We start from the raw sequence: 26,174 nt of genomic DNA on the forward strand, positions 1-26,174 counted from the left end.
GGTGAGATCGGACAGTGTCAGCAGCGGGGTCGGTTGTTAGGCTCAACCCTCACAGCACATCCAATAAGAACCAAAAGCAATGAAGCTGACATTCCTCCTGCTGCTGCTTTGTGCAACAGCCCCGAGCGCCTGGGGCTGGTCGAACCATACGGTGGGCAGCTACCTGGCGTTGCAGGATCTGCCGGCGTTGCGCGATGCGCCGCCCATCGAAGTCGAGCCGCTGGAATCCTTTCTGGTGGAGCAGTACGAGGCGGTCAGCGCGTTGCTCGAGGAACAGGAAAGCTTCGCCCGCGAGCACTTTGCCCAATACCCGCCACGCCCCGACAGCCTGAAATTACCGGCCACGCCGAGTGACAATCTGCGCCACGATTTCCTCAGCGCATTGCGCATCAATCCCGAGATCCATCTGGCGATGGTCATTCAGCCATTGCCTGGCAAAGACCTGCCCGAACGCGCGCACCTGCAAGCCGATCAGGTCATGGTCGAACAGACCCTTTCACCGTGGAATCGCCAACGTTTCATCGTTGTCGCCGAGCACGAAAAAGTCGCACCACTGGCCGTGCTGGCCAGCGCCGCCGACGAACCCGATTACGGCCACGACATCAACCTGTTCAGCGACAACCCGGGTGAAGTCGGTGCGCGCTACGGCTTCGGCCCGCAACCCTTCGGTGATGCAAGGTTTCAGTACAGCTCACAGGCGCCGTTCCACATGGGTTTTTTCCATGAAAGCGCGGTGGTCTACGCCGCTGCCGGGTTTCTCGAACGCAGTTGGCCGGACTGGCGCGCGTATCAATACATGGGGTTGGCCCGACTGGCGTTTGCCAGTGGCCATCCGTACTGGGGCTACCGTTTTCTCGGCTGGGGCCTGCACCACATTCAGGACCTGACCCAGCCTTATCACGCCAAGCCATTGCCCGGCGTCGATCTTGCCAGTCTTTTGCTGCTGGAAGGCAAAGCCATCGCCGGTTTCGCTGAGGATAAGCAGGCCTCCATCGAACGCGTCGCCACCCGGCACATGGAGGTGGAGAAGTACCAATCGACCTGGTTGCGCCGTTTGCTGCGTGCCGGTCAGCCGCATCCGATGCTCGACGCTTACGCCGACGTTGCCCGAGACGAAACGTATCCACCGTACTCCGTCGACTACCTGCGCGAAGTGGTCAGCGCCGAGTCTGTCGATGCTTCCGCCGCCTTCGACGAGGCCATCGGTCAGTGGCTGGAAACGACTCCGGCGACCAGTGATTTCAGCGGCGGTAATCGACTGCACCGTGAAGATTTCGACCACCCGGTACTCAACCAACAGTTGTTCAGATTGCTCGGTCATTTCGGCTCGCACAGCCGGATTTATGTCAGTGCGGGATTGGTCCCTTAACGATCGCGACGCGACACGAAAAACAACAAAAACAAGGAGGATCAGATGATCAGTACTCGATTGCGCCGGTCTGGCGCGGCGCTTCCCGGTGTTGGTTTGGCAGGGTTGCTGCAACTGTGCGCAGTCGATAGCGCGCAGGCTGTGGAGTTCAGCCTGATGGACAAGCAGGTCACCGGTTCCCTCGACACGACCTTGTCGTACGGGCGCCTGTGGCGGGTGCAGGGTCGCGACAAGACTAACGATGACGTCAACACCAACGACGGCAATCGCAACTTCGACACCGGGCTGGTTTCCGAGGTGTACAAGATCACCTCCGAGCTTGAGGCTAACTATCAGAACTATGGTTTGTTCATGCGCGGCACTGCGTTTTACGACACGCAACTGATGGACAAGCGCAACGACTACTACGACAACAACAACCCGTCGCAACCCAGCCAGAGTTACCCGCAGGACAACCACTTCACCAGCCAGACCCGCGACATCGCCGGCGGCCGCATCGAGATGCTCGACGCCTACGTGCATGGCAGTTGGGACGTTGCGCAGATGCCGGTCACCGCGCGGGTCGGCCGCCAGGTGTTCAACTGGGGCGAAGGGATTTTCTATCGCGGCGGGATCAACACCACCAACCCGGTGGACGCTGCCAAGTACCGCTTGCCCGGCGCCGAGGTCAAGGAAGTGCTGGTGCCGGTGGAGGCGCTGAGCTTCAACATCGGCCTGACCGACAGCCTGACCATGGAGAGTTTCTACCAGACCAACTGGAAGGAAACCCGCATCGATCCGGTCGGCACCTTCTACTCGCAAACTGACCTGTTCGCCGACGGCGGCAACACCGGCTACAACAACTTCAGCGGCACCGCGCTCGATACGCCGGTGCCCGGTTTTGGCAATGTCATCGGCTTGTACAGCGCGTTGGGCAATAACCCGTTGCTGAGCCAGGCCCTGCAAACCACCGGCCTGTACGCCAACGGCGTGACCCCGGCGTATGGCAATACCCTCAAAGTGGCCTCGGTCGGCAAGGACTACAACGCGCGCAACGACGGCCAGTTCGGCTTTGCCTTTCGCTATATCGCCGAGCAACTCAACAGCACCGAGTTCGGCTTGTACATGGTCAATTACCACGCCAAGGAGCCGACCATTGCCGCTGACCTTGGCGGGTACAAAGGCATCGACATGGATGCCCTGACCAACCTGTTGTCCGGTGTCGCCGGCAGTCAGGCCGGGGCACTCGCCAACGGTCTGGCCACCGCTGATGTCATGGGAAACATCCAGGCGCATCGACGTTACGCCGAAGACATTCGCATGTACGGTTTCAGCTTCAACACCACGCTGGGTACGGCATCGGTGTTCGGCGAAATCGCTTATCGACCGAACCTGCCGATTGGCGTCGCGGCCACCAACGATTTGATCGGCGACCTGGCCAACGGTGCCGCCGTGGCGGTGACGGGCAAGTCGATCAATGTCGGCGGGCAGATGGTCAACCTCAACAGTGAGATCAACAACGCCGAGCGTGTGGAAGCCTTCAACACTTCGTTGGGCATTATCTACAACTTCGGTCCGACGGCCTCGTTCGATTCGCTGTTCGGCATCTTCGAACTGGCCTCCGAGCACCTGCGCGGCAGCAGCCTGCAATACACCGCTTATGACGGCAGCACCCGTTACTACGCCGGCACCGGTAATTATTCCTATGTGTCGGGCGGTGATCGTGACGATCAGGTCAACCGTGATTCCTACAGCTACACGGCAATGCTCAATGGCACGTGGAACGACGTGTACGCCGGGGTCAACGTCTCGCCTTATGTCGTCTACAAGGACGACTTCAAAGGCAACAGCTATCAGGCCGGCAACACCATCGAAGGTCGCAAGGCCTACACGCTGGGGATCAAGGCCAATTACCAGAACAAGCTTGAGGCCGAGCTGCAATACACCGAGTTCTACGGCGGCGGGCAAAACAACGGCATTCGCGACCGCGACAACATCGGGTTCAACCTCAAGTATTTCCTGTGAATTCCAACTCATTCCCCCTGTGGGAGCGAGCTTGCTCGCGATGAGGCCGGTACATTCAACATTGATGTCGACTGACACACCGCTATCGCGAGCAAGCTCGCTCCCACAGGTTTTTGTATTTTGGAGAAGATCATGTTTCACACTTCACGACTGACAAGAATATCGTTGGCGCTCGTGCTGGGTCTGGCCGCAGGCACCGCCCTGGCCGCCATCACCCCACAGCAAGCCGAACAGCTGAAAACCACCCTGACCCCCATGGGCGCCGAGCGTGCCGGCAACGCGGCGGGCACCATTCCCGCGTGGACTGGCGGCATCACCCAGGCGCCGGCCGGCTACAAACCCGGCCAGCATCACCCCGATCCGTATGCGGCGGACAAACCGCTGTTCACCATCACCAAGGCTAACCTCGATCAGTACAAGGCCCATCTCAGCCCGGGCCAGATCGCGATGTTCAACAGCTACCCCGACACCTTTCAGATGCCGATCTATCCTTCCCGTCGATCAGGTTCGGCACCGCAATGGCTGTACGACAACACTCTGAAAAATGCCACCTCGGCCAAGCTGCTCGAGGGCGGCAGCGGTTTCTCCGATGCCTATGGCGGCGTGCCGTTCCCGGTACCGAAGGACGGCATTGAAGTGTTGTGGAACCACATCACCCGCTATCGCGGTATCTACGTGGTGCGCCGCGCTTCCGAAGCGCCGGTCCAGCGCAACGGCAGCTTTGCCCTGGTGACCTCGCAGCAGGAGGCACTCTTCAACTATTACCGTCCCGGCGGCCAGTTCGCCGACCTGAAAAACATCCTGTTCTACTACCTCGCCTTTGTGAAAAGTCCGGCGCGGCTGGCCGGCGGTGCAGCGTTGGTGCATGAGATGCTCGATCAGCTGAAAGACCCGCGCCAGGCCTGGATCTACGACGCCGGCCAACGCCGCGTGCGCCGCGCACCGAACCTCGCCTATGACACGCCGATTGCATCATCCGATGGCCTGCGCACGGCCGACGACACCGACCTGTTCAACGGCTCGCCGGATCGCTATGAGTGGAAGCTCAAGGGCAAACAGGAAATCTACATTCCGTACAACAACTACAAAGTTGGCAGCCCCGACGTGAAATACGCGCAACTGCTCACGCCGGGCCACCTCAATCCGCAATTCACGCGTTATGAACTGCACCGGGTGTGGGTGGTTGAAGGCAACCTGAAACCGGGCGCGCGACACATCTATTCCAAGCGCGTGCTGTTTCTCGATGAAGACAGCTGGGGCGCGGCGCTGGTCGATCAATACGACGGGCGAGGGGAGTTGTGGCGCGTGTCGATGGCCTACCTGAAAAACTTCTACGACCTGCCAACGACGTGGAGTGCGCTGGACGTTTTCCATGACTTGCAGGCCCGCCGTTACTACGTGCAGAACCTCGATAACGAAGAAGCGGAGACCGTGGATTTTGCGCAACCGGTGCCGGAAGATGCGTATTTTATGCCGTCGGCATTGCGTCAGCGTGGCACGCGATAGAAAGGGGCGGGCAGTTTCGAGGCATGACCAGACTTCAGTAGTGCCAGTCATAACGCAATCGCGGGCAAGCCCGCTCCCACAGGTATCGAGTCGGACACAAACTCTGTGAACGACCGAAAACCTGTGGGAGCGGGCTTGCCCGCGATTGGATCCAGGCTATGACGCTGACTGAAGGTCAAACGCGGAAGTGGCTGACCATCTGCTGCAACTGACCACCCAACCGTGCCAGTTCAACACTGGATTTAGCCGTTTCGTCGCTGGCGGCGGCGGTCTGTTCGGACACGTCGCGCACGTTGATGATGCTGCGGCTGATCTCTTCGGCCACGGCGCTTTGCTGTTCGGCAGCGGCGGCGATTTGCTGGTTCATCGACTGGATGTTGGACACCGTGCGGGTGATGTTTTCCAGTGATACGCCAGCCTTGCGAGTCAGCGCGACGCTGCTGTCGGTCAGGGCGCGGCTGTTGTTCATCACCGCCGACACTTGTTGGGTGCCGTTCTGCAGACCGGCCACCAGGCCTTCGATTTCTTCGGTGGATTTCTGCGTGCGCTGGGCCAGGCCACGGACTTCGTCGGCCACCACGGCAAAACCACGACCGGCTTCACCGGCACGGGCGGCTTCAATCGCGGCGTTGAGGGCCAGCAGGTTGGTCTGTTCGGCCACGGCCTTGATCACGTCCATGACGCTGCCGATCTTGTCGCTTTCCTGTTGCAGCACGTTCATGGCTTGCGTGGAACGCGCCACTTCGGTGGCCAGGCGTTCGATCTGGGCGATGGCTTCGTTAACCACTTTGTCGCCTTCACGAGCTTCGCCATCCGCCGCGGCGGCTGCCTGGGAGGCTTCTTCGGCGTTGCGCGCGACTTCCTGCACAGTGGCAGTCATCTCGTGCATCGCGGTGGCGACCTGATCGGTTTCGATCTTCTGGCTGTTGACCCCGGCGCTGGTTTGCTCGGTCACGGCCGACAACTCTTCGGCCGCGCTGGCGATCTGGGTGACACCGTCGCGGATGCCGCTGATCAGGTCCCGCAGGGTCACGCCCATGCGACCAATGCCTTGCTGCAACACGCCGAGTTCGTCGCGGCGGGTGACTTTGACGTCCTGGGACAGGTCGCCGCTGGCGATACGGTCAACCACGGTCATGGTTTCGCGCAGCGGGCCGGTGATCTGACGGGTGATGACCACCGCGGCAATCACGCCCACCAGCAACGCCAGCAAGGTGCTGATCAGCTGAAGGGTGCGGGCCTGGGCGCTTTCGACGTCACGACGGTCGAGCTGGAATTGATAGAGCTTGTCGCTCAGGTCGACGATGGCATTGCCTTGGTCGGTCATGTCCTTGCGCACTCGCACAGCGTCGGCGGTGGCGACCTTGAACGCCTGCAAGGCGCTGCGGTAATTAGTCAGCGCTGTTTCCAGCTGACGCAGGTTGTCTGGCTGGGTGTCGGCAAAATGCACGTTCAGTTGTTTAAGGCTGGCGATGGCCGCATCCAGTTGGGCGACAGCCTTCTGTTCGGTCTCGGCATTAGAGTTGGCGGTGTAACCGCGCACTTCGTAGCGCGCCAGCATGAACGCTTCCTTGGCCGCCGTAACAGCCTGGAACTGTTCGAAGCGTTGATCGCTCAGGGGCATCTCCTGAACTTGCTTGCTGATCGTGTTGATCAGCGTGTTGGCTGACTCGGCATTGGCGCCCATGGCGTCGCGGGCGTTGTTACCGGTGCGGTAAGCGCTGCGCATTTCTTTCAACGATGCCTGATACGCGGCGATGACCGCGGCCTGCTCTTTGAGCGTTTTCAGGTTGTCAGCATTTTTGAAACTGCCCAGCAGTGCGGTTTGTTGAGCCGCAAAACTGTCGAGGGTGGTCTGTACATTCTGCGCGGCGGTTTCGTCGCCGTTGGTCAGCATGTATTGCAGGCGAACCACGCGCAATTTGGTCAGGCCGGCGTTGAGCTGGGTGATGTCACTCATCCAGTTGCTGCGGTCAATCAACCCGCCCAGGCTTGTCCAGCCGGTGAGGGCCAGGACGCAGGTCAATGCCAGAACCAGACCGAATCCCAGGCCCAGTTTCAGGTTTACGCTGATATTTGCGAACCAGCTATTCATCACAATTCCTCCAGGAACGTTGTATTTCTTTATCGTCATTTGGCTGGAAGATTGTTGTTTTTAGGGTGCCAGCAAGGTGTGTTGCCAACCTGTATCGGCAGTAATCCCGAGAGCTGAAAGGTTTTTGTAGGACAGAATTTGTAACAGACGATCCCAAGACTTTTTTCACATGGGTTTCACCCGCTGCCCACGCGAGCCTCTGTAGTTTCGTCGCATCGAATGACAAGTGATGCTGGCTGGCGAGGCGGCTTGATGTGGAATTGAGACTGAGTCTGTTCGGGGTAAAACGCTCGATTAACGTGAGCCGTTTGGCCCGTTATCGAAACACCGCCGTCATCCTGGCCGCTTCGCTATTGGTTATTCCACTGACGATCTGGCTGTTGCGGCCCGCCTCGGTACCGGACCTGGCCCATGGCAACGTGGCCGGCGCCAAGGCGTTGGTGTCCGGCTGGGCCAAGGGCGACATGATCGTTCTGGTACGCCACGTCGAACGTTGCGATCACTCCACGGCCGTTTGCCTGAGTGGTAACGATGGCATCACTGACCGTTCCCGCGGCGTCGCCGTTGCTGTTGGTTCGCACTTCGAACGTCTGGGCCTGACCAGAGCCGACATTTACAACAGCCCGATGCTGCGCACGGCGCAGACCGCCGGCTACATGTTCAACTCGGTGGGTGTGGGCGAAGACTGGTTGATCAGTTGCAAGGGCACCATGTTGCGCGACGCGCTGGCGCACAAAGTGCCAGGCAGGAACCTGATTCTGGTGACCCATAGCGAATGCATGGCAGATCTGGCGAAAGCGCTCAACCTGTCGCTTTCCACCCCCGGTTATGGCGCCTCGCTGTTCATCTCCGCCGAAACCCCTCAAGCGCCGCGTATGCTTGGCTTCATCGAGGCCTCTGACTGGCGGTCGGTGACGACCCAGTAAGTTGCCCTTCACTTTTCTGAATCAGGACGTTCATGCTGACTTCTTCTCCTTACCGCTTTTACTGGGTGAACTTTGGTATTCCACTGTTCTGTGCGGCCGTGGTTTTTCTGATGTTCGACATGACGAAAATCGACATCGCTTTCAGCAACCTTCTGTTTGATCCTGTCACCCAGAGCTTCCCGCTGGACAAGGTTCATTTCTTCGAACAGCTCACCCACAAGTGGGCGCGCATCATTCCGAACTGGACGGCTGAAATCGCCTTGATCGGCGCGATCCTCTCGTTTGTCTGGCCGCTGATCAACACGCAAAAGTACCCGCGACTGGCTGGTTTTCTGGAACGCAGCAAAGTCGCACCGGTACTGCGGTTTGCCAGCGGGCATCGTCGGGATTTCCTGTTTGTGGTGTTTGCGTTTGCCATTTGCACCGGCGTGATCCACTTCCTCAAGGCCCACACCAGCGTCTACTGCCCGATTGAAACGACCCTCTATGGCGGCAAAATCGCCCACATGGAGTGGTACAACAACTTCCAGCTGTTCAAGGAAGCTGGCGACGGACGCTGCTGGCCGGGCGGACATGCCTCGGGCGGTTTCACCATGCTTGCGTTGTATTTCGTGGCCCGTCGTTACCGGTGGCGCTTCTCGAAAGCGCTGATGTGGGGTTCGTTGTTGCTTGGCTTCATCTACGGCACCACACGGGTCCTGCAGGGCTGGCACTACATGTCCCACACCTTCTGGGCCGGGATCTTCGTGTGGCTGGCGTGTTTGCTGACGGCACTGGCGTTCTACGGGCGAGCGCGGCTGGAGCAGCCGGTGCTGCACAAGCATCAACAGCGAGTGCCTGCCAGCATCCTGGCAACTCCCTTGAGCAACGAATAACCCTGTGGCGAGGGGATTTATCCCCGATGGACTGCGCAGCGGTCCTTTCTTTTGAATCAAAAGAGAGGGCCGCTACGCGCCCCATCGGGGATAAATCCCCTCGCCACAGGTAGGTTTCGGACAGGCGTCAGTCGCTGACGAAGTAGTACGCCTGCCGTCCGACCATCATGGTTTTCAGCACTTTGAGTGGCGCGGCGGGTTCAGTGTCCGCCGAGATCACCGCCACGTTCGTTGATGCAGCGCTGAGGAAGTCCTGCAACTGCGCCTCTGTATCCAGTCCCTTCAGCACACTCTGCGTATAGAACACGCTGGCGCCACCGACCCGCTCGTTTGCCTGAAACAGCGCGACTTGATGACCGTCGGCTTGCAGCGATTGGATGTGGTCAGTCAATGGCAGGAACGATAGATGCTTATCGGCGTTTGGCAGTGCCCACTGTGCGGCGCCCAGATAGCCAGCAATCACCACCGTCAGTACGGTTGCCGCCAGCGCCTGACGATGACGAGCGATTCTGCCTGGAAAAGAGTTGGCCGATTCGTACGTTTTCAACTTCTCGAGCAACACCCACGCATACTCCGCCGCAATCACCGCCGCGGCAGGCGTCATCGACATCAGGTACACCGTGCGCTTGCTCGACGCCAACGTCAGCATGACGAACTGCGCCAGGATCCACAGGGTGAAAAACAGCAAGTAACGGTTGGCCATCAGGCTTTTGCGAAAGTGCCACAGCCCCAGGTACACCAGAATGTTCCAGGGCAGGAATGCTTCCGGCAATTTGGCCAGGTAGTAATAGAACGGTTCGTAATGCCCGGCTTCGACGAAGGAGCCGCTGAAGCGCCCGACGCTGTTGGTCAACAGCACTTCGCCCAGGGCATGTGCGCCGCCGCGTTGATACAGCACGGCGAGCCAGATCAGCAGCGGAATCAACCCCACCAGCGTCAACACGCCGGGGCGCAGCCAGTCGGCGACTTTCAGGCGTTTGTCCATCAGGCTCTCGGCCAGCAGAAACGCGAAGATCACCACCCCCGGCATCGCCAGGCCCAACACGCCTTTGCTCAGCGTCGCAATGGCAATCCCGATGACAAACAGCAGCGAATTGCCGAAGCTCGATGCTCTTTGCCCCTGAAAAAAGCCAACAGCGCCATGGTCACGCCGAGGGCGAGCAAGGCGTCTTCACCGACACCGCGCACGTTGCTCCAGTAGCTGGCCATGGTCGCCAGCAGGATCCCGGCGGTCCAGGCAACGGTCTTTGGCCGGCCAAACCGGCGCAGCATCGCGTACAGCACCATCACGCTGAACAACCCGGCAAACGCCGAGGCCAGTCGCACTGCCCACGGCGTGCCGCCGAACACGCGAATTGCCCCGGCATCGAGCCAAAGGCTCAGGGGAGGTTTCTCCAGAAACGGTTCGCCGAACAAACGGGGGGTCACCCAGTCGTCATCCAGGTGCATTTCCATGGCGATCCCGGCAACCCGGGCTTCGGTAGAACCTTGCAATTGATGATTGCCAAGTGCGAAGAAAAACAGCAGACAGCCAAGCAGGAAAAGCAACGGGGCAGGACGCGACATGGCTTTCAGGCAACCGAAAGGGGCGGGAGGCCTGAGCATACTGCGCCAATGCTTAACAAATTGTGAAACTCACGCCAACCGTCGCGACCAGCGCTTGTCCGGTGTTTCGAACGTTGAGTTGATCAACGCCGTCAGCACGTGGTCCTGCCAGCGCCCGGCGATACTCAGGTAGGCCTTGGCATAGCCCTCGCGTTCAAATCCCAGACGGTCCAGCAGCCGCGCACTGCGCTCATTGCCAGGAATGTAATTGGCCATGATCCGGTGCAGACTCTGCTGTTCGAACATATAGCGAATGCCTGCTTCCAGCGCTTCCTGCATCAAGCCCTGGCCCTGATGAGCTTCGTCGATGTGGTAACCGAGGTAGCAGGCCTGAAACGCCCCGCGAGTGATGCTGCTGAAGTTGCAGGCGCCGATCATCTGGCCGCTGTCCGGGGTCAGCAACGCAAAATGCACCGCCAGGCCGGCCTGGAACGCGCTGGCTTGCACCTCAAGGCGCGGGCGGATGTTTTCAGTGCTGTGGTAATCGCTGGGGCGAATCGGCGACCAGCGGGCAAGATGCCTCAGGTTGCGCCGGTAGAAGTCGCTCTCCAGCGCCGCCTGTTCAGGGTCGAGCACCGCCAGGGTCAGGCGATTGCAGGGCAGGGTCAGCAGCGGCATTGGGCGCTCCGGTCAGTGGTATCAAAGGACAGAATTGCCCGCTGCGGCAGAAAATACAAACCGCTCTATAAATTCTGGCCACTCATTGCACATATGTAGGAGTTGCCGAAGGCTGCGATCTTTTGATCCTGCTTTTAATTGAAAGAGTAACGTCAAAGGATCGCAGCCTGCGGCAGCTCCTGCATCGGCGGTGTAATGTCAGGGAGAGGGTGATGGAGTTTGCGTTTACCGTCGGCACTGAGTCGCTGACATTGAGGTCTCCGGATCCGGCATTGTGCAAGGCGTTCCAGCAAGCGCTGAACGTCAGTTATCCACAGCACGCGGAGTTCCTCGCCTGGGCCCGGCCGCACACCACCGAGGTGCAGGCGCTGGAATCTTTGCTACAGGCCCGTGACGACTTCAGCAGTGAAACCGCTGAGCGCCGGTTGTTCATCATCAGTGCGGACGGGCAAGCCATCATTGGCTGCATCGGCCTGAAACCGCGCCAGCGTGATCGCTTTGTTGTCGGGTACTGGGCCAACACCGAGCATTCCGGCAATGGCTACATGCGCGCCGCTCTTGCGCGTTTGGTGAGAAGTTTGCCTGACTCAAGGTTTTACCTGACCACTTCGTCGGCCAATACGCGCAGCCAACGCTTGGCTCAATCGGCGGGATTTGCGCTGATCAGAATTCATCCACAGGCCCGCCATTCTTCACGCCACGGCGTGCAGGACACTTATGTGTATCGCTTCGACGGCAAACGGCAGGCAAAAAAAAGCCCGCGGGAGGGCGGGCAAACCGTAGTTTCTTGAATGAGCGAGGGCAATGTACCGTTTGATGGAGGCGCGTGTAGTGAAGAAAAATTTATCTACCTCAACGCTCACCGGGCCATTACGGTGACTATGGCAAGTGATCCGCCGCAAAGTCGGCCTCGGAACGCGCCCGCAAACGGCCCTTGCGGCAAGCCTGTTGGAAGCGCTCGAAATCCTGCTCATTCTGCTTGGTGTAGCCTTCGGCATACTTGAAGAGCGCATCGGCCAGTGCCGCGCTTTTGCCAATGTAACCGCTGATTTGCGCGGCTTGCCCTGACGATTTGGCGTGGGCACGGGCCAGGGCTCGGCCGCAGGTTCGTCCATAGGCTGCAAAGGTTTCGGCGTCGAATGTCTCGATTTCAGCCGAGACTTTCATGTCGCGTAACTGGCGTACATAAAACTGTCGACCGCCGGGGCCGGTCGTCCAGCCGAGAAACAGGTCACTGGCCGATTGCATCAACCGCTGGCCGTTCACCACCCGCTGACCGTTGTGCTGCACCCGCGACTTGCTCTTGACGTAACCGGCGAGCACCGAGCGCCGCGCCTCCTTGAATTGCAGGAACAGCGGATTTTCCTGTTCGTCGGTCAACAGTGCCACCAGGCAACGCGTGCCGACACTGCCGACACCGACCACTTTGAACGCCATGTCGTGGGCATGAAACCGCGACATTAGCTCACGCCGGTCAGCCTGCAGTGTGGTTCGATAGTCGCCCATGAACGTGTCGTAAAGCGGCTTCCAGTCAGAGAACCGCAGCCAGTCATCGTCGGCATCCAGCAGCGTCGTGGTGGTGTGCAGGTGAAAAATTTCCGGCAAGTCATCGCGAATGGTCAGACGGCCCTCGGCGTCACGTTCGCATATTTTTGGCAGCAACTCGGCATGCGTGCGCCGCTCGGCTTTCTCGATGGCCCGCTCCACGTGTTCCAGCGTGGCTTTACTCGCTTGCTCCAGCAAATCGTCGTAACTGATGGACCCGTACCAGGTTTCCAGCGCGCTCTGTTGGGCGCACTCCGCCATGGTTTTCTGATAGGCCGCGACCACCTGACGGCAGACGTCTTCCTCGACCGTATCGCCGTGGCGCAAGTCACGCGCGGCCACCACGAAACTCGCGGCAAGGCGTTTCAGATCCCATTCCCACGGCCCGGGATGCGCTTCATCGAAATCGTTGACGCTGAACAGCAGATTGCGCTCGGGCGTGGCAAAACCACCGAAATTCATCAAATGACAATCGCCACAGATCGGCAACGTCAGCCCCATGTTTGGCGTACTCGACAGATCATGAGCATGCAATAACGCATTGCCGCGAAAAAACGTGAACGGCGAAACCAGCATGCGCCCGTACCGCAATTCGACCAGCGAGGCGACGCGGCCCTGGCTGGATGCCTTGATCAGCGGAATCGGGTCGCGGTTCATCTTGCCCGTGTTCGCCTGAGAGCTGCGCGAACAATTCTTGCGGGCGTCCTTGCCTTGTTGCATGCGATCTTGAAGGCTGGTCATGGGGGCTCGTTCTGACGGGGGCGGCGCTGTGAGTGTAGAAGCGCTTCTGCGGTTTATCCGTCTGTCTGCAACGAGCGGTTGCCGTTCAATACTCCGTGACCTTGTCCTCACGCAAAATCCACCCAGCCTCGCCAGCCATCAATTTGTACTGAACCTGCCGCATCTTTCCCGTCCGGCCCGCATTGGCATCCGCGCTGTCATACACCGGGAAGCGCCGCACCAGCCTGTTCTCGACTACCGCAAACGCGTCCTCCCCCTGATACCCTCGGCCGTTTTCGGATTGTCGCTGACCGGGGGCAGATAGATTTCGCTGAGGGATTTTTTGTTGTTGGCCGAATAGGCGACCAACCCTCCCTGCATACCGCGACCTGGCGCGCGCGTGGCGATGTAGATCTCGGGTGAGCCGTCATTGTTGAGGTCGGCAACTTCGGCACGGACGATGTTGCCCGTGAGTGGCTGGGTCAGCAGCGAATTGTCGATTTCCAACCCCTTGGGCTCGATGCGCAAAGTGGGTTTGCCATCGACCCGATCCTCTTTCAGGTGAAAGTTGATGCCCTGCAACGCCAGGTTCTGCTCGAATGGCGAGTTGTTATCCGCTGCGTCGCCGTTGGAGAGGATCAGGGTGATCCCGTAGTTCGCGACTTCATTACGCCGTGCAGCATTGCGCATGAGATAAACCTGCACCGTGTACTCACCGTCGGCGGGCAACGAACCGATGAAGTGATTGCCCATGACCGAGCCGTTGAACAGCGCGGAGTCAGAATCCTTGGCGGCGATATTGAAATAGGCGGAGGTGTTGGAGGGCTTGAAGTCCACCGTCAGCACCTGCCCCGCCTTGGCGTTGAGTTTGTACTCCGCGGTTTTATAGCCCTTGATCGACTGTTTGAACTGCACGCTGCCATAACCGCTTTTGTAATTGACCTGCTGAATCCTCGGCGGAATGTCGGCGGTGGCTGCGTGGGCCGAAAGAGAAACGAGGGCAGCCAGTATGGCGCCGAGCCAGATGTTCATGAGCGTCCTTCGGGTAATGGTGGCGGGGAGAATGATCACCCGAGTTGGGTGCATGGGCTTTGCAGCTTTTCCCACGGATCACAAAGTTCGGTTGTTGGATCACACGCCGTAGCGTTTGTTACCTCCAGAAGTGATGCAATACCGACCACCACGTGGGCCGATACACACGTTTCCTGACGAGCAGGAACAAGATGAACCGTAACTGGGTGATGCCTGCCGATATTGTTTGGGCGGGGAGGCGAGCGGTGCAGATGGTGCTTTGGAGACCGTAAAACAGGTGGCCCCCGTGCATAACTTGCTGGACGACAGCCACCTTGCGGGCTGTCCGTCAGCGCTTACGCGAACCCATTCATTTTGCCGTTCATATATTTGAACCTGGGTTCCCCGTTTCAGGCTGGAGACAACTTTGCCAGCGGGTCGGTCGCGTTGATTGAGCTTGTCTGCGTTTACGTATTGATCGCTAACGGGCTGGGCTGCCGGCGCCTCGGGATGACTCACGAGTGGAGCCGGTGTCGAGATCAGATTCTGAGAGGGCGTCACGACGCCAGCAGGCTTGGTCGCTGTAGGCGTTTTCTCGCCGAACAGCCAGAAAATGCCCACCAGTATGATGAGGGGAACCAGCCACGGCTGAGATTTCTTGCGCATATCCATTGCTCTCCAGTGATGGCACCACAGCCATTGCCTGTCTTCAAGGTAGGCGATTCTCGCCCACCGTGCCTGATGCTTATTCACTGGAGAGCGCTATGCATCATCGTCCTGGGCACAGAGGTTTTGGCTTGCTTGATGCTCATTTGCAAAAATAAAATCCGCCACGCTGTAACCTCGCGGCCGAGTAAAGTCCGGAATTAATCCATCAACTCAAGGAAGAATTGTCCGCTTATGCATATCAAGTCGATCGGCTTCAAATCTATTCGCCGGCTTAATGCCAATATTCAGGATGACCATGTCGACTACGACAAGCTCTTTGAGCATCTGGGCGGTCTGGAGCTGGCAACGGTCAATTTGCTGATCGGTGAAAATGGCACGGGTAAGTCCACGGTCATCGATATGATCCGCGCCTTGCGTTGGCCGGACGTGCTGCCAAGCCTCGCGCGTGACAACCCGGAATGTGGTTGTAGCCCGGAGTTCGGTATCGAGTTCAAGGACGGTCGCGCTTATTTGTATAAGTTCGCTTATTACCTTCTGGACGAAACGTTTCAGAAGGTCACTTGCACGATGGCGTACAGGCCGGCGGGTGGCCATTTCGAGAAACTTGCTAGAAAAGTGCTGGAGCGGTTTACCGAGCATCCGGCGGAGGGAAAGATCCCATCCGCCGAAGACATTCGGATCGAGTATCTGAACTGTGGCGGTCAATCCTTGAACGTTGACGCCAACGCGCTGGAATACCTCAACGCTCACGCCGAATTGCTCACCGGAATGATCGACTGGAAGCGTTACACCAGGCCTGAGCATGTGCCACTGGACGGTAATGCTATCAACGCCGCGCAAACTGGCGTGGCCTCCACATGGCTCGGCAACCCGGACGAATCGGGCCGGGCGCGAATGGACATGCCCAACAATGTCAAAGCCAGCTGGTATCCGTCCGGTTGGAAAGCCTGTGCAGCCATACTCCATTGGCTCAGTAATGTGCAGGACGACAGCATCTGTCTGCTCGAAGAACCAGAGGTGCACATGCACCCGAAACTGCAGCGGCGTATGTTCGAGCAAGTCTTGCAGGTCGCCGAGAAGAAGAACCTGCAATTGGTGATCAGTACCCACTCGGCAGCTCTGATCAATGCTGCAGCCAGCCGCGACATCAACATCCTCCAGGCGCAGGGCCAGAAGATTGTCGAGGCGAATATCGCTGAAGTGCTCGACCGTCTGGGCTATCAGGCCGCAGACCTGTTGCAGGCGAATTGCGTGATCTGGGTCGAGGGCCCTTCGGACCGCATGTATCTCAATACCTGGCTCATGGCTAGAGACCCTAGCCTCAAGGAAGGCCTGCATTACTCGATCATGTTCTATGGGGGAAAGCTGTTCAAACATGTGACTGGCAGTGGCACAGCGGTAAACGACTTGATCTCACTGTGCCGCTTGAATCGCAACTCCGCCATTGTGTTCGACAGTGACAAGGCCGGGCCGGATGCCAAGCTGACAGAAACAAAGCAGCGTCTGCAGGAAGAGTTCGACGCAGGCAATGGCTTTGCCTGGGTGACGGAAGGCCGCGAAATTGAAAACTACCTGGATGAAGACTCGCTCAGGACGAGTTTGAAACAGGTCCACCCGTCAATGGTGCGCCCGGTGGGCAGTGGAATGTGGGCAAATTTGTTGAAGTTTGAAGTGGATCCGGAAAAGTCCAACGCAAAAAATAAAGACCCGGAACGCACGGGCAACAAGGTCGACGTCGCGAGCCACTATCTGAAACACAACGGGGTAAAGTGCGGTGTTCTGGATTTGGAGCCACGGCTTGATCAGTTGTGTACCTTCATAAACCGCTGTAATGCGTGATGCTCATTGGGTCGGCCGCCGGAAGCGGTTAGCAGAGCTGGGCGCCTGATGGCGAGGGGGTGTAACCGGCATTTTTTGCCGAATTTCAGGCACAAAAAAGACGTCCTTGGACGTCTTTTTTGTTGAGTTGGTGGGCCGGGGTAATTTGAACTGCTGCTGTATATATATGATTAACATAAATAATGGTGTTTTTGTTTTGTTGCTGGAATACCGATTGGAATACGGATTAGCTGAGAATCGCTCTGCTCAGATTTTCTCTAAGAGTCAGATGTGCCAACGTCACGATGAAAAATCCCGCGGTGTAAATTTTTCGCCTCTGTTTTTCACTCCTCCAGTTGCTCTGTGCGACCTAATGCATAGGTTGCGCAGAAGCAGGGAGGAGAGGGGAGCTCAAGAAGGCAAGAGGGTATGCCTGCTGCGGCAAGGCACCTGTAGTGGCGCTAGGCTACTTTGGGGGCTTGTGCATCGACAACAGGTCACCACTCCTCGGTAGGGATACGGTTATGATCGCTGAGCTTCAAGCCAGCAAGTCCTGCTATTTCTACAGACAAAACACCCCTCTCACAGCCAAAGCAGTTAATCAGCTTTTTCGGGCGGTTCGGAAAGGTCAGATTGTGGCTAGCTTTTTATTGGTCTATGTTTTTGAAAAACAATGATTTAAGGTTTTAAAAAACGCCTTGATCCCACTTTTTTATGATTTTTTCGCGACATTTGACCGGCTTTTTTGTGGTTCAGCCTACGGTTTTTTCGTGAGGCTGAACCTCGAATAATGACACCGCGTTCCGCGGGGTCGTCAGTCTTTATAGTACTCGGCAAGCCGGCTTTCAAAGTACTGCGCCGTCTCCTGATCGGTACAGTACAGGTAGCAGCCTTTCATCCCACGGGTCATCAGTGTTCGATACGTGTTTTTGATGATCAGATCTGTCTCCTGCTGTGCCAGAGCAGGTTGCTCCTTCATCAACTTTTTCCAGCCACGAATCGATTTGTCGTGCTTGTCTCGCTCATGCGGCGACGTCATCACCTGCCCGTCACGCACGATCAAATCCGGTCCGATGATCACACCAATATAATCCACTTCCAGCCCTTGGCAGGTGTGGATACAGCCGACCTGCTCAATGGATTTTTCCGCGATGATCCACAAGCTGCCATCCTGATCCAGGTTCCATTGGCGTGCGTAGTCATCGCCGATAACGATGTCAGCGGCCTTGGAGTCTTTCTTGCTGAGCCAAGGCCAGCAGTAACCCGCGACAACGCGAGCCTTGTTTCCGTGGTTTTTCTGCTCGATAGCCGCGTGCATCGCCTGGGGGAGTCGAACACCTTGAACTCATACTCGCTGGTATCGAGCAGCGGGTTGGCTGTCGTGTGAATCCCCAGTACGTCATCCAACCACGCCAGGTAACCATCAGAACCACTGCAACGGAACTGGGAAGACAGTATGTATTCCTCCACGGTTGCGCCTTTGGCTTTGGCAAAGGCGCGGATAGCCTGCTTGCTACCAATGTCGTTCAAGGTCACGCGCTGGTCTTCGTCGATGAAGAAAATCGAGCATTTTGCTGACTCGATCAGCTCCTTGATTTGGTTTTCTCCCAGGTTTCCATAAAGCCCACTTTTCTCATTGAGCCTGTGGGCTTCGTCAACGATAAGTGCGTCATACGTATTGGACTCGGTTTCGATAAACGCCCCCGATCCGGAAAAGAAATTGGAGAAGTGGCTACGTTTGACAGTACCAACCAATTTGCTCTCGTATACCTTGCGTGGCGCAGCATTTTTCGAGACGTATTTGCTCAACAGCTTCAAGGCGGTGAGTCTTACCAGTAAGTTGATTGCCAATACGGTTTTTCCGGTTCCCGGACCGCCCTCGATGATTAGCACCTTTGGCACTTCGATAGAGGCCTCACTTGCCGCAGCGAGCGCCGACTCGAAGATTGCCTTTTGATCATCAATCAATACGAACTCAGGCTTGCCTTTCATTAGTCCGCTCAGCGCATCAGCCAGCGCTTTGGACGGGCGAATCTTCCCGTTGGCGAGTTCGTAAAGCACCTCCTTGTCGTCGCCATGAATGATGTGCTTCTTGAGGAAACTTCGCAGTTTTGCAAGCTCTTCGGGGCCTTTGAGGAACAAGGGGGCTTTGCTGGTATAGGCTTCGTAGTGTGCTGAGTTGATGATGCCGTCGCTGCCATAGTTATGGAGGTAGGCACAGGGGCGTACTTCGATGCTTTTGTCGTAGACGGCTTCGTTGAAGCCCTCCAGCAGCGCGGCGTACGACCAGACCTGGTAGGACGGATGAATGGTTTCGACAAGACCTCCACCCAGCGCCGTTTTGACAATCGCATCCTTGGTGGTTGCGCTGGCCTTGCTCCATTGCTTAAGTTCGATCAATACCGCGTTTTTAGCCTGATTCTCATCGCGGCCTGTTAGCAAAAAGTCGATTCGTTTCGATGACTGAGGGATATGCAGCTCAATCGCCAGGCCGGCGCTGTTGGGCAGGCCGTCGTCTCGAAGCACCTTGGCCATATAAGTCAGTGAACCCTGCCAGGATCTAATCTCCGAAGCGCCTACCTTCTTGCCGGTGGCTTCTTTGAAGTGCCTGAGGATCACCTCTTCAATATCGTCGTTATCGCTGTCTTTGAGGAATTGCTGTTTGGTCGCAGCGTAAACGATCACGAATGATCCTTAGAGCCCAATGGGTCAGAGTTGGTCGTACTTTTTGCTGGTGCTTTTAGCTTTGTCGACAGGGTATTTCTGCCCGTTCAGGGCGAGCTTGCTTGTCACCGCTTCGTTGAGATCGACGCCGAGCACACTGGCCAAGCGGACCAAGTACATGAGCACGTCAGCCAGTTCGTCCTTCACGGCTTGAGCGGTTTCGGGACGCTTTGCTGCACCCGTTGAATCGGCCTCGCTCATCCATTGGAAAATTTCGCAGAGTTCACCTACCTCACCTGTGAGTGCCATGAGGAGGTTCTTGGGTGAGTGAAACTGCTGCCAGTCGCGATCATCGGCAAAGCGCTGCAGCGATGCGGCAAGACGCTCCACATCAATCAACTGCTCGGAAATGTCATCTACCTTGCTCACAGACTCGCCTCTATGTTGCCACAGTAATTTGACCGAAAAGCTTGGTCAGAAATATAGACGTGGATTGTAAGAGTATTCCCTTTTCACGGCAGATTTTTAGCTGATTTTACTCGACAGGCGACAGCCCATTCAGGCAGCGTTGCGAGAATGACCGATTCTACTTCTATTAGCAGAATCGGCCAGTGTGTGACTGTGGTCGGAATTAATAGGCTTTTTTAGATGGTTAATCGGGAGTGGGATGTTAATCAATTACAGGAAATAACGGTGTCCATCTTATTTCCGAGCTCTGACCTAGCCAGAGGATTGGCAAGGTTGTTTTAGGCACGCTATATGGGAATACGAGCAGTCTTTGAAAGTCAGAAAAGCCTAGTGAACTTTGGACTCTTCTATCGTCATCCCATTCCTTTTTTCTGCCATTTTGCCCAACAGATCGTAACCGATCTCCGAACAGAACTGCTTTAGCTCATTTCTTTCTTCCATGCTCTCCCACGGAACCGAGCTGGCTGAAGAAAAGGCTTTTGATTTCGAAGGTTCTGGGATTGCGTATAGGATTTCAAATTTTATTCTAGAGTCGCGTAGTTTTGACAGTTCTTCGGTCATGCGTTCAACGGCTATGTCACACGCCAAGCAGTACGTAAAAACTAATGTTCTTTTGCATACTGTATTTTGTTGGGCGCTCGAAAGCGGCTCACAATGCTTTGTGTGATGGGGTTTTAATAAACGCTCCCCCATGAGCTCTTGCATGATGTGGATAGATTGCGTGCCGCTTAAGGCGCAGTCATCTACGAAATATATTCTGCCCCCTGTTTTTGTCAATTTTAGTGCGTGAGACAGGTCGTCAGCAAAGACTATATTGTTGAGGGTTGAATGTGAAACAAGATAATTGATTATAGCGGTGCTTCCAGTTCTGTCCCCTAATGGTGAAACGACTATTTTTCCAAACTCATCTGACTGTTGTTTTAGCAGTGTCTCAATAGCTTCGCCAAGCTGCCAAAGGGGATAAAATTTTAGATGAGATAGGAGCTTTAGAGCAGATCTAATTCTTGCCGTGGTCTTGAATTGGACGAGGAAGTGCTCCATACGTTCCGCGGTAACAGGAATGCGGTAAGAGGAAAAACGTTTTACCAGATCAACAACAGATGATTTTTCACCGGGGGTAAGACCCTTTAACGCACGTCGTCCAACTGCCAGATCGCTGTATCCCAGGGCTTCTAATTCGACGCGCTCTAAGAGCCACATAAAAACTTGCCCGGTTGTTATCAATCCAAGGCTGTTGCATGCGTTGTGCGCATCATTTAATAACGAATGTAGATCGCTGAAGGTGTTATGGCTGAAGCCGTATTTAGGTGAGAATGGTTCGTCTATCTTATAGAATCTCAAAAGAACATGAAGAGAGATTACAGAAAATAGCAGGCGCTCTTGGGGGTGAATGTTTAACCAGTGCGTCAAGCTTTGCTTTCTAAAGTAAATAAGATGATAGCAAAATACACCACTAGATAGGCCGGTCTTGCAGATTTCGCCAAGCAAAACGTATGCGAATAATATGTAGCTTTTAAATTCTGCTGAGCCAGATAGCAATGTGGATGCAGGTAATATTTTGTCGAGACTTTGTATCAGTGTCTCGAAACGTTGCATGAGAATTTTTTGTTGCTCATTATCTAAATTGTTTGACCAATAATATATGGGCTGAATTAGCGCTGGGATCGCTATCGAGCTCAAGGATTGTGAGTCAACATACCTATCGTTTATACAGTCTTTTGCAAATTTCTCAAAACTATTTACTTGTTTTAGCAGTAGTTCGATTTTTATTTCGCTTGCCGGAAGTTGCATTAGGAATTGTGAGTAACGATCAAGGTCTCGAGTTTTTCCAAGCGATCCTGCTATCTTGGAAAAGGATTTTGCTAACTTAGATTGTCTGCTATCCAACAGGCGCTTAAATAGTTTGAATGTCAGTATCGCTTCGTCGTCATGCTCTGGAATTCCAGGTGCGGATGAGAAAATAGAAAAGTCGAAATTGAAATAGCTTCTAATGTCAAGGAATCGATGATCCCCCAGAATTTTTTCCTCAATATTGGTTGAAGAGTCGTCCGACAAACGCGAAGAGATTTCCATAAATTTAGCTGCCTTGATGAGTTCTTGCGAGTTAATCGTAAGTGAATTTTAAATGTTACTCATCGATATCGTCGATTAACCCTTTTGCCAAGCCACCTTCCCCACTTGAGCTGTAATGTGCAACGATGAACGTTTTAAATCTATTGATAAACGTATCAGGTACGTCATTGTCGACAATTATAATCTGGCAGGGGACCTGTTTTTCTTCTGCTTTATTTGCTAAAGCTAGCATGTGCTCGTAAATATTTTGATATTTTTGTGGGTCGGAAATGCCTTCAGCGACGTCTTCTGATACGTTAGTTTCATCCGAATATTTTTCTTTTGTGGTTTTACCTAGGTATTTACCAACAGTGTCAATCACCAATAGCCTCGGATGGTTTATGTCGGAGTCGATAGCATATTCTAGTAATGAGATAAGGTGGCCGATAGACGCGATAGTTCTTAGGCCTCCTGAGGTGATTCGGTAGTAATCACGGCCGCGAATGACTGGCAGGAAAGTTTTTTCACTAACGCTGATGTCGTTTCGGTTTTTAATATTTACTCGTTTTAGATATGAGTTTAGATTGTCCCCCAGCGTACTTAGCACGGCAGACAAGCTTGGAGCAGCATCTCGTAGCTCCTGTAATTTAGTTTGGAGTTGCTCTATTGCACGCTGTGCTTGCGAGTACAAGTCGTAAATTTTCTGCTGCTGGTTTCTGATTTTTAGGTTGTTGACAAGTTGAACTCGTAGTTGAGATTTGATCGATACCTCTTTGATCAAAGCGTCGCGTTGAGTCAGGTAGGGAGTTATCATCTGCTCACTTTCGGTATCCAGCATTTCTCTGGCCTTTATTAGGTCGTGCTGGATCGATGACAGTTGAGCGCTGAGTGGTCGCTGTTTTGTGGATAATTCTTCTATAAGCCCCTGAATGCTTCTCTTCCTTTTTTGAAGGGAGCTCATTTCGTTTGTTAATGTGTTGTCTTTAAACGAGTTGAAAGCAGTTTCCACAGTTGAGGGGGCCAGCAGTGTGTCACACACCGGGCAGGGGTTGCTTTCGGTAGTAAGCTCTCCGATCCGGGTTTGTGCACTTAAAATGCTATTAATTTTTGCGATGTCGTTTTCGTAATCATTCTTTAATCTAGTGTATCGATCAATTTGGTCTTTTGTTTTTAAGATGTCAATTGATACGCGCTTTTCATTAAGAGATAATAGGTCGAAAGCGGCTTTTATTGATTGATAACTCTCGGAGTTAGCAGTCATTTTGGAGTTAATAGTTTTTAATTCGACACTCAAGGCCTCGATAGTTTCGTCTATGCTATTTATAGAGTCATCCAAAGAAACTTGATTGTCATAATCAGTTTCTCTTAAGAAGTCGGACACTGCTTTGTATTTGCTTAATAGGCTTGCCGATTCCTTTGCTTTAAAGGATATTTCGTGCTCTAGCTCGGTTATGCTGGAGTCCAGGACGTTGAATATGTATTTGAATACCTCTTTGTTTGTGGTGTATTTTATACCATTGCTCTGGTCTAGGAACCCTTTGCTGCCGACGTCGTCTTGACTCAGATAGATGTATTTAAACAGATTTCGAAAACTCAGTCGCTTCACCTCAGAGTCTATTTTTGAGGGGGCAACCTTTATTTGGACTTTAGGGAAATTCAGGCTGTCCATCAAGAAGTCAGAAAAAATCCGTCAGCACCGACTGCCGAGTTGAAGTTGGGGGCGTATTTCTGAGGGAAATTTTTTGAACATTCACTAAATATACATCTGTAAACTTCAATGTGCTTGCCAGGGTTAAATATGTCTCTTTTTATTGTGTGATCTATACCGTTGATCTCTAACTCAAGGGCTGCATATTCTACTGATGCGATAATTTCATCCGCCAGTTCAATGCTGCTTGCTCCGAGCAGATAATTTATGAACTCCAAGATACTTGATTTTCCCGTGTCGGAGTCGCCATAAATAATATTGACCCCCGGGTAAAAAGGTATGGAGTAGGTTTTGCGATAGCCGACCAAGTGAAGATGGTGAATGCTTAAGTATGAATGCATGTCAATTCCTTTTGAAAGTGATATTCAACCATGAATTTATTTTGGTCGTCGGCTGAGACTGTAGAGTTGCAACGCTTTCAATAATTTCTACAAGATCAAAGTAGTACTCTGTAGGGGCACTTTTTTCTCAAGCGATTCAGAGAAGGTTAGACCCTTCTCGCTCATATAATATTTGATGCTATTTTGCTTTTCGTCGAAATGGCAGCCAAGTAATCCCCATGCGGCCATGTTCTTGAAAAGATATTTCAATTTGTCGCGGTCGAATAGTATATCTACGTTGTTGGACATGCTTTCTATGGTATGCGTGTACCTTGTATCAAGGGGTGCATACTGTTTGCCTGCCAGCGTCAAAATTTCATTTATTTTTGCAGGGTTTTTGATCAGATAGAGAAGTGCTTGGATTTTCTCAAAATCTAAGGCGTAACTGCCACGATTTGTAGTGGCGAGCCGAGTAAGTAATACAGTCAAAATGGTGATGTTTAAGCTAAAGTCTTCGTCAATAGGGATAAAAGGAAGTTCACTTTTCATAGCTCATCTCCTTTAAGCTTACCCAGATCCTCAAGAGTGGTTGTCGCTGACCAGACGATTTTAGCGTCATATTTGTTGGCGAGTTGATGAAGCATTCCCTTTTTATGTTCATCTTCTAGCTTTAACAGCATGCTTTTCAGGTAGCCGTCTTGAGATTCGAATATTTTTTGATGAAGTGATTGTACTAGTTGGGTTGGAGTGGTGTTGTGAGCGATATGGTATTCGTATTCTTGTCGATAAAGATTCTCAATTTTCTTATAAAGATCAAAAAGAAGTGCTCGATCATTTTCGCTTGTAAATATTTTTCTTGCTTCTTCTGCGTTGAAAAAATAAGACTTGGCATGCCCTGTTATAACTTCGTGGACATCGGCCAGTATTAATTTTAGTACGAAGAAGTGGTCGTCGTACTGCTTTTCATCAACGAAGTCCATTACCTTCAGCGGATCTTTTGCTAGGCTATCAAATTCATTGATGAATTTTACAATGGCGCCGTAAACAGTTTGGCTATTGTCCTTTGGTTTGCAAATGCTCGTGTGATCCTCGTCGACCGCTGTTGTGTCTTTTTTCTGGCAGTCAATCGGTAATGCGCTGCTTTTTTGAACAAATAGATCGTGTGCGCCATAGACGTACTTGGCGGGCGGTTTGTTTTGGGTTTTATTCCAGTCTCGATTGAGCTGGTCGATTGCGTTACTCAGTACCCCTAGATCTCCCAGTTGCACATTAGAGGAAATCATAGATGTTATGTTGGCAATCTTTGCGCCATTGTGTGGTACGGCTAGAGAGATGAATCCAGTGACTGCTGAGTGTTCGTCCTGAGTAAGCTGTTTTAATATACATGACTTGGAAACTAGCCCGCCCATGCTGTGGGCAATGATTACAATTCTTTTGTATTTTGAAAAATTAATTTCTAACTCTGATTTTAATAGTTCGGCTATTTCGTCAATCGGGAGATTCTTCTTGATTGATTTTAATGACCCGAAAAGCCGTGCGATCAAAGACTTCGAAGCGCCGTAAGTATTCGTAAATGTAGTGAAGTAATTAAAGCATGCGACATCGTAGTGTTGGAGTTCTGCTTCCTGACATAACAGCTTCGGAAATGACGTGTTTGCATCATGCGACCAGGTATCAATACCTCCTTTCAGCCCATGCACAAATACAATCAAACTTGAGGTGTCGCCTCGCTTTACCCACTCCATCATGCTCATGAGTCATTCCCTGAGAACACAAAAAAATATTATTTTCCAACGTTAATAAATGGTAGCACGATGGATTTGATGTCAAAAGGCTATGCAGGGGCTGGTTGTACCTTTGTCTGTCTGTCTCCGAGATAGGTAGCTAAGGCCCTCTTGACCGTTCGTGTTGTCAACGATGACATGTAGCACTGTATGCATCAGCAGGGCATCGGTATCGTGCTCCCTCCAGCTCTTTCTGGTCCCCACGGCGCGTGCTACCTCAGGCGCTGTAAGTAAAATTGATTTTGCTGTGTGATGTTTAAAAAAGCGACAGTTCATCTATCGTCTGAACGTTGGCACAGTCGATTGCTGACGCTCCTGACTGGCTGATTATTTCCGGTAGGAACGTTAGCCTCGAATTGCCCCTGGTTTTTAAGATACTACGGCCGGCCGCTTCGATCGGTTCCTACCTGTGATAAC

19 protein-coding genes and 2 pseudogenes are annotated in these 26,174 nt (G+C 53.8%); 7 read left to right on the forward strand and 14 right to left on the reverse strand.

The genetic code is table 11. The annotated features are described in order from the left end of the window. Positions 1-79 precede the first annotated feature (79 nt). The 3 genes from JFT87_RS08450 to JFT87_RS08460 all read left to right on the forward strand — a co-directional run bounded on the left by JFT87_RS08450 (position 80) and on the right by JFT87_RS08460 (position 4,879). The gene (locus tag JFT87_RS08450; protein ID WP_201200394.1) at positions 80-1,369 is read left to right on the forward strand and encodes a phospholipase; all 1,290 of its coding nucleotides are present in this window, start codon (positions 80-82) and stop codon (positions 1,367-1,369) included. A 45-nt stretch (positions 1,370-1,414) separates the two neighbouring features. Further along, the gene (locus tag JFT87_RS08455; RefSeq protein WP_201200395.1) at positions 1,415-3,373 is read left to right on the forward strand and encodes a DUF1302 domain-containing protein; all 1,959 of its coding nucleotides are present in this window, start codon (positions 1,415-1,417) and stop codon (positions 3,371-3,373) included. A gap of 132 nt (positions 3,374-3,505) precedes the next feature. Further along, positions 3,506-4,879 (forward strand): DUF1329 domain-containing protein, encoded by a 1,374-nt coding sequence (locus tag JFT87_RS08460; protein WP_201200397.1) that lies wholly within the window; start codon positions 3,506-3,508, stop codon positions 4,877-4,879. Between the two features lie 175 nt (positions 4,880-5,054). On the opposite strand, the gene JFT87_RS08465 is transcribed toward JFT87_RS08460, so the two are convergent. Next, positions 5,055-6,974, reverse strand: coding sequence for a HAMP domain-containing methyl-accepting chemotaxis protein (locus JFT87_RS08465; protein ID WP_201200399.1), 1,920 nt, complete (start codon positions 6,972-6,974; stop codon positions 5,055-5,057). Positions 6,975-7,228: 254 nt separating this feature from the next. Here JFT87_RS08465 and pmrG point away from each other — a divergent pair, with 254 nt between their 5' ends. Both pmrG and JFT87_RS08475 read left to right on the forward strand, forming a co-directional pair. Beyond that, positions 7,229-7,900, forward strand: coding sequence for a lipopolysaccharide core heptose(II)-phosphate phosphatase PmrG (gene pmrG, locus JFT87_RS08470; RefSeq protein ID WP_201200401.1), 672 nt, complete (start codon positions 7,229-7,231; stop codon positions 7,898-7,900). Positions 7,901-7,932: 32 nt separating this feature from the next. Further along, a complete protein-coding gene (locus tag JFT87_RS08475) occupies positions 7,933-8,775 on the forward strand; it encodes a phosphatase PAP2 family protein (protein ID WP_201200404.1) in 843 nt (280 codons plus the stop codon). 127 nt (positions 8,776-8,902) lie between these two features. On the opposite strand, the pseudogene JFT87_RS08480 reads toward JFT87_RS08475, so the two are convergent. Both JFT87_RS08480 and rimJ read right to left on the reverse strand, forming a co-directional pair. Continuing rightward, positions 8,903-10,341: pseudogene (locus tag JFT87_RS08480) on the reverse strand (ArnT family glycosyltransferase). A gap of 69 nt (positions 10,342-10,410) precedes the next feature. Beyond that, on the reverse strand, positions 10,411-10,998 hold the full coding sequence (gene rimJ / locus JFT87_RS08485) for a ribosomal protein S5-alanine N-acetyltransferase (protein ID WP_201200406.1): 588 nt from the start codon (positions 10,996-10,998) through the stop codon (positions 10,411-10,413). A 212-nt stretch (positions 10,999-11,210) separates the two neighbouring features. Here rimJ and JFT87_RS08490 point away from each other — a divergent pair, with 212 nt between their 5' ends. Beyond that, positions 11,211-11,789, forward strand: a complete 579-nt coding sequence (locus JFT87_RS08490; RefSeq protein ID WP_201200408.1) for a GNAT family N-acetyltransferase — start codon at positions 11,211-11,213, stop codon at positions 11,787-11,789. Positions 11,790-11,877: 88 nt separating this feature from the next. On the opposite strand, the gene JFT87_RS08495 is transcribed toward JFT87_RS08490, so the two are convergent. The 3 genes from JFT87_RS08495 to JFT87_RS08505 form a co-directional block, all read right to left on the reverse strand. Then, entirely contained in the window at positions 11,878-13,284 is a 1,407-nt protein-coding gene (locus JFT87_RS08495) for a DUF2252 domain-containing protein (RefSeq protein WP_201200410.1), read from the reverse strand. 234 nt (positions 13,285-13,518) lie between these two features. After that, positions 13,519-14,295, reverse strand: coding sequence for a hypothetical protein (locus JFT87_RS08500; protein WP_242487242.1), 777 nt, complete (start codon positions 14,293-14,295; stop codon positions 13,519-13,521). Positions 14,296-14,394: 99 nt separating this feature from the next. Next, positions 14,395-14,946, reverse strand: a complete 552-nt coding sequence (locus JFT87_RS08505) for an SH3 domain-containing protein (RefSeq protein ID WP_201200411.1) — start codon at positions 14,944-14,946, stop codon at positions 14,395-14,397. A 228-nt stretch (positions 14,947-15,174) separates the two neighbouring features. Here JFT87_RS08505 and JFT87_RS08510 point away from each other — a divergent pair, with 228 nt between their 5' ends. After that, positions 15,175-16,782: an ATP-dependent nuclease gene (locus JFT87_RS08510; protein WP_201200414.1), complete on the forward strand. Its 1,608-nt coding sequence runs from the start codon at positions 15,175-15,177 to the stop codon at positions 16,780-16,782. A 793-nt stretch (positions 16,783-17,575) separates the two neighbouring features. On the opposite strand, the pseudogene JFT87_RS28660 reads toward JFT87_RS08510, so the two are convergent. From JFT87_RS28660 to JFT87_RS08545, 8 genes and pseudogenes are all read right to left on the reverse strand, one after another. Further along, a pseudogene (locus JFT87_RS28660) lies at positions 17,576-19,296 on the reverse strand (DNA/RNA helicase domain-containing protein). 174 nt (positions 19,297-19,470) lie between these two features. Continuing rightward, positions 19,471-19,854, reverse strand: a complete 384-nt coding sequence (locus JFT87_RS08520) for a MazG-like family protein (protein ID WP_201200416.1) — start codon at positions 19,852-19,854, stop codon at positions 19,471-19,473. Positions 19,855-20,095: 241 nt separating this feature from the next. Beyond that, on the reverse strand, positions 20,096-20,305 hold the full coding sequence (locus tag JFT87_RS28790; protein ID WP_446739728.1) for a phosphoribosyltransferase-like protein: 210 nt from the start codon (positions 20,303-20,305) through the stop codon (positions 20,096-20,098). After that, a complete protein-coding gene (locus tag JFT87_RS08525; RefSeq protein ID WP_201200418.1) occupies positions 20,221-21,966 on the reverse strand; it encodes a phosphoribosyltransferase-like protein in 1,746 nt (581 codons plus the stop codon). The genes JFT87_RS28790 and JFT87_RS08525 overlap by 85 nt, the downstream gene beginning before the upstream one ends. Positions 21,967-22,021: 55 nt before the next feature. Then, positions 22,022-23,614, reverse strand: coding sequence for an exonuclease SbcC (locus JFT87_RS08530; RefSeq protein ID WP_201200420.1), 1,593 nt, complete (start codon positions 23,612-23,614; stop codon positions 22,022-22,024). Beyond that, complete coding sequence (locus JFT87_RS08535) at positions 23,614-23,994, reverse strand: AAA family ATPase (RefSeq protein ID WP_201200422.1); 381 nt, start codon at positions 23,992-23,994, stop codon at positions 23,614-23,616. Before JFT87_RS08535 ends, JFT87_RS08530 begins: the two co-directional genes overlap by 1 nt. Positions 23,995-24,081: 87 nt before the next feature. Continuing rightward, a complete protein-coding gene (locus JFT87_RS08540; RefSeq protein ID WP_201200424.1) occupies positions 24,082-24,522 on the reverse strand; it encodes an ABC-three component system middle component 4 in 441 nt (146 codons plus the stop codon). Next, positions 24,519-25,727: an ABC-three component system protein gene (locus JFT87_RS08545; protein WP_201200426.1), complete on the reverse strand. Its 1,209-nt coding sequence runs from the start codon at positions 25,725-25,727 to the stop codon at positions 24,519-24,521. Before JFT87_RS08545 ends, JFT87_RS08540 begins: the two co-directional genes overlap by 4 nt. Positions 25,728-26,174: the final 447 nt, after the last annotated feature.

The sequence above is a fragment of the Pseudomonas sp. TH15 genome (genome assembly GCF_016651105.1).
GTDB lineage: Bacteria > Pseudomonadota > Gammaproteobacteria > Pseudomonadales > Pseudomonadaceae > Aquipseudomonas.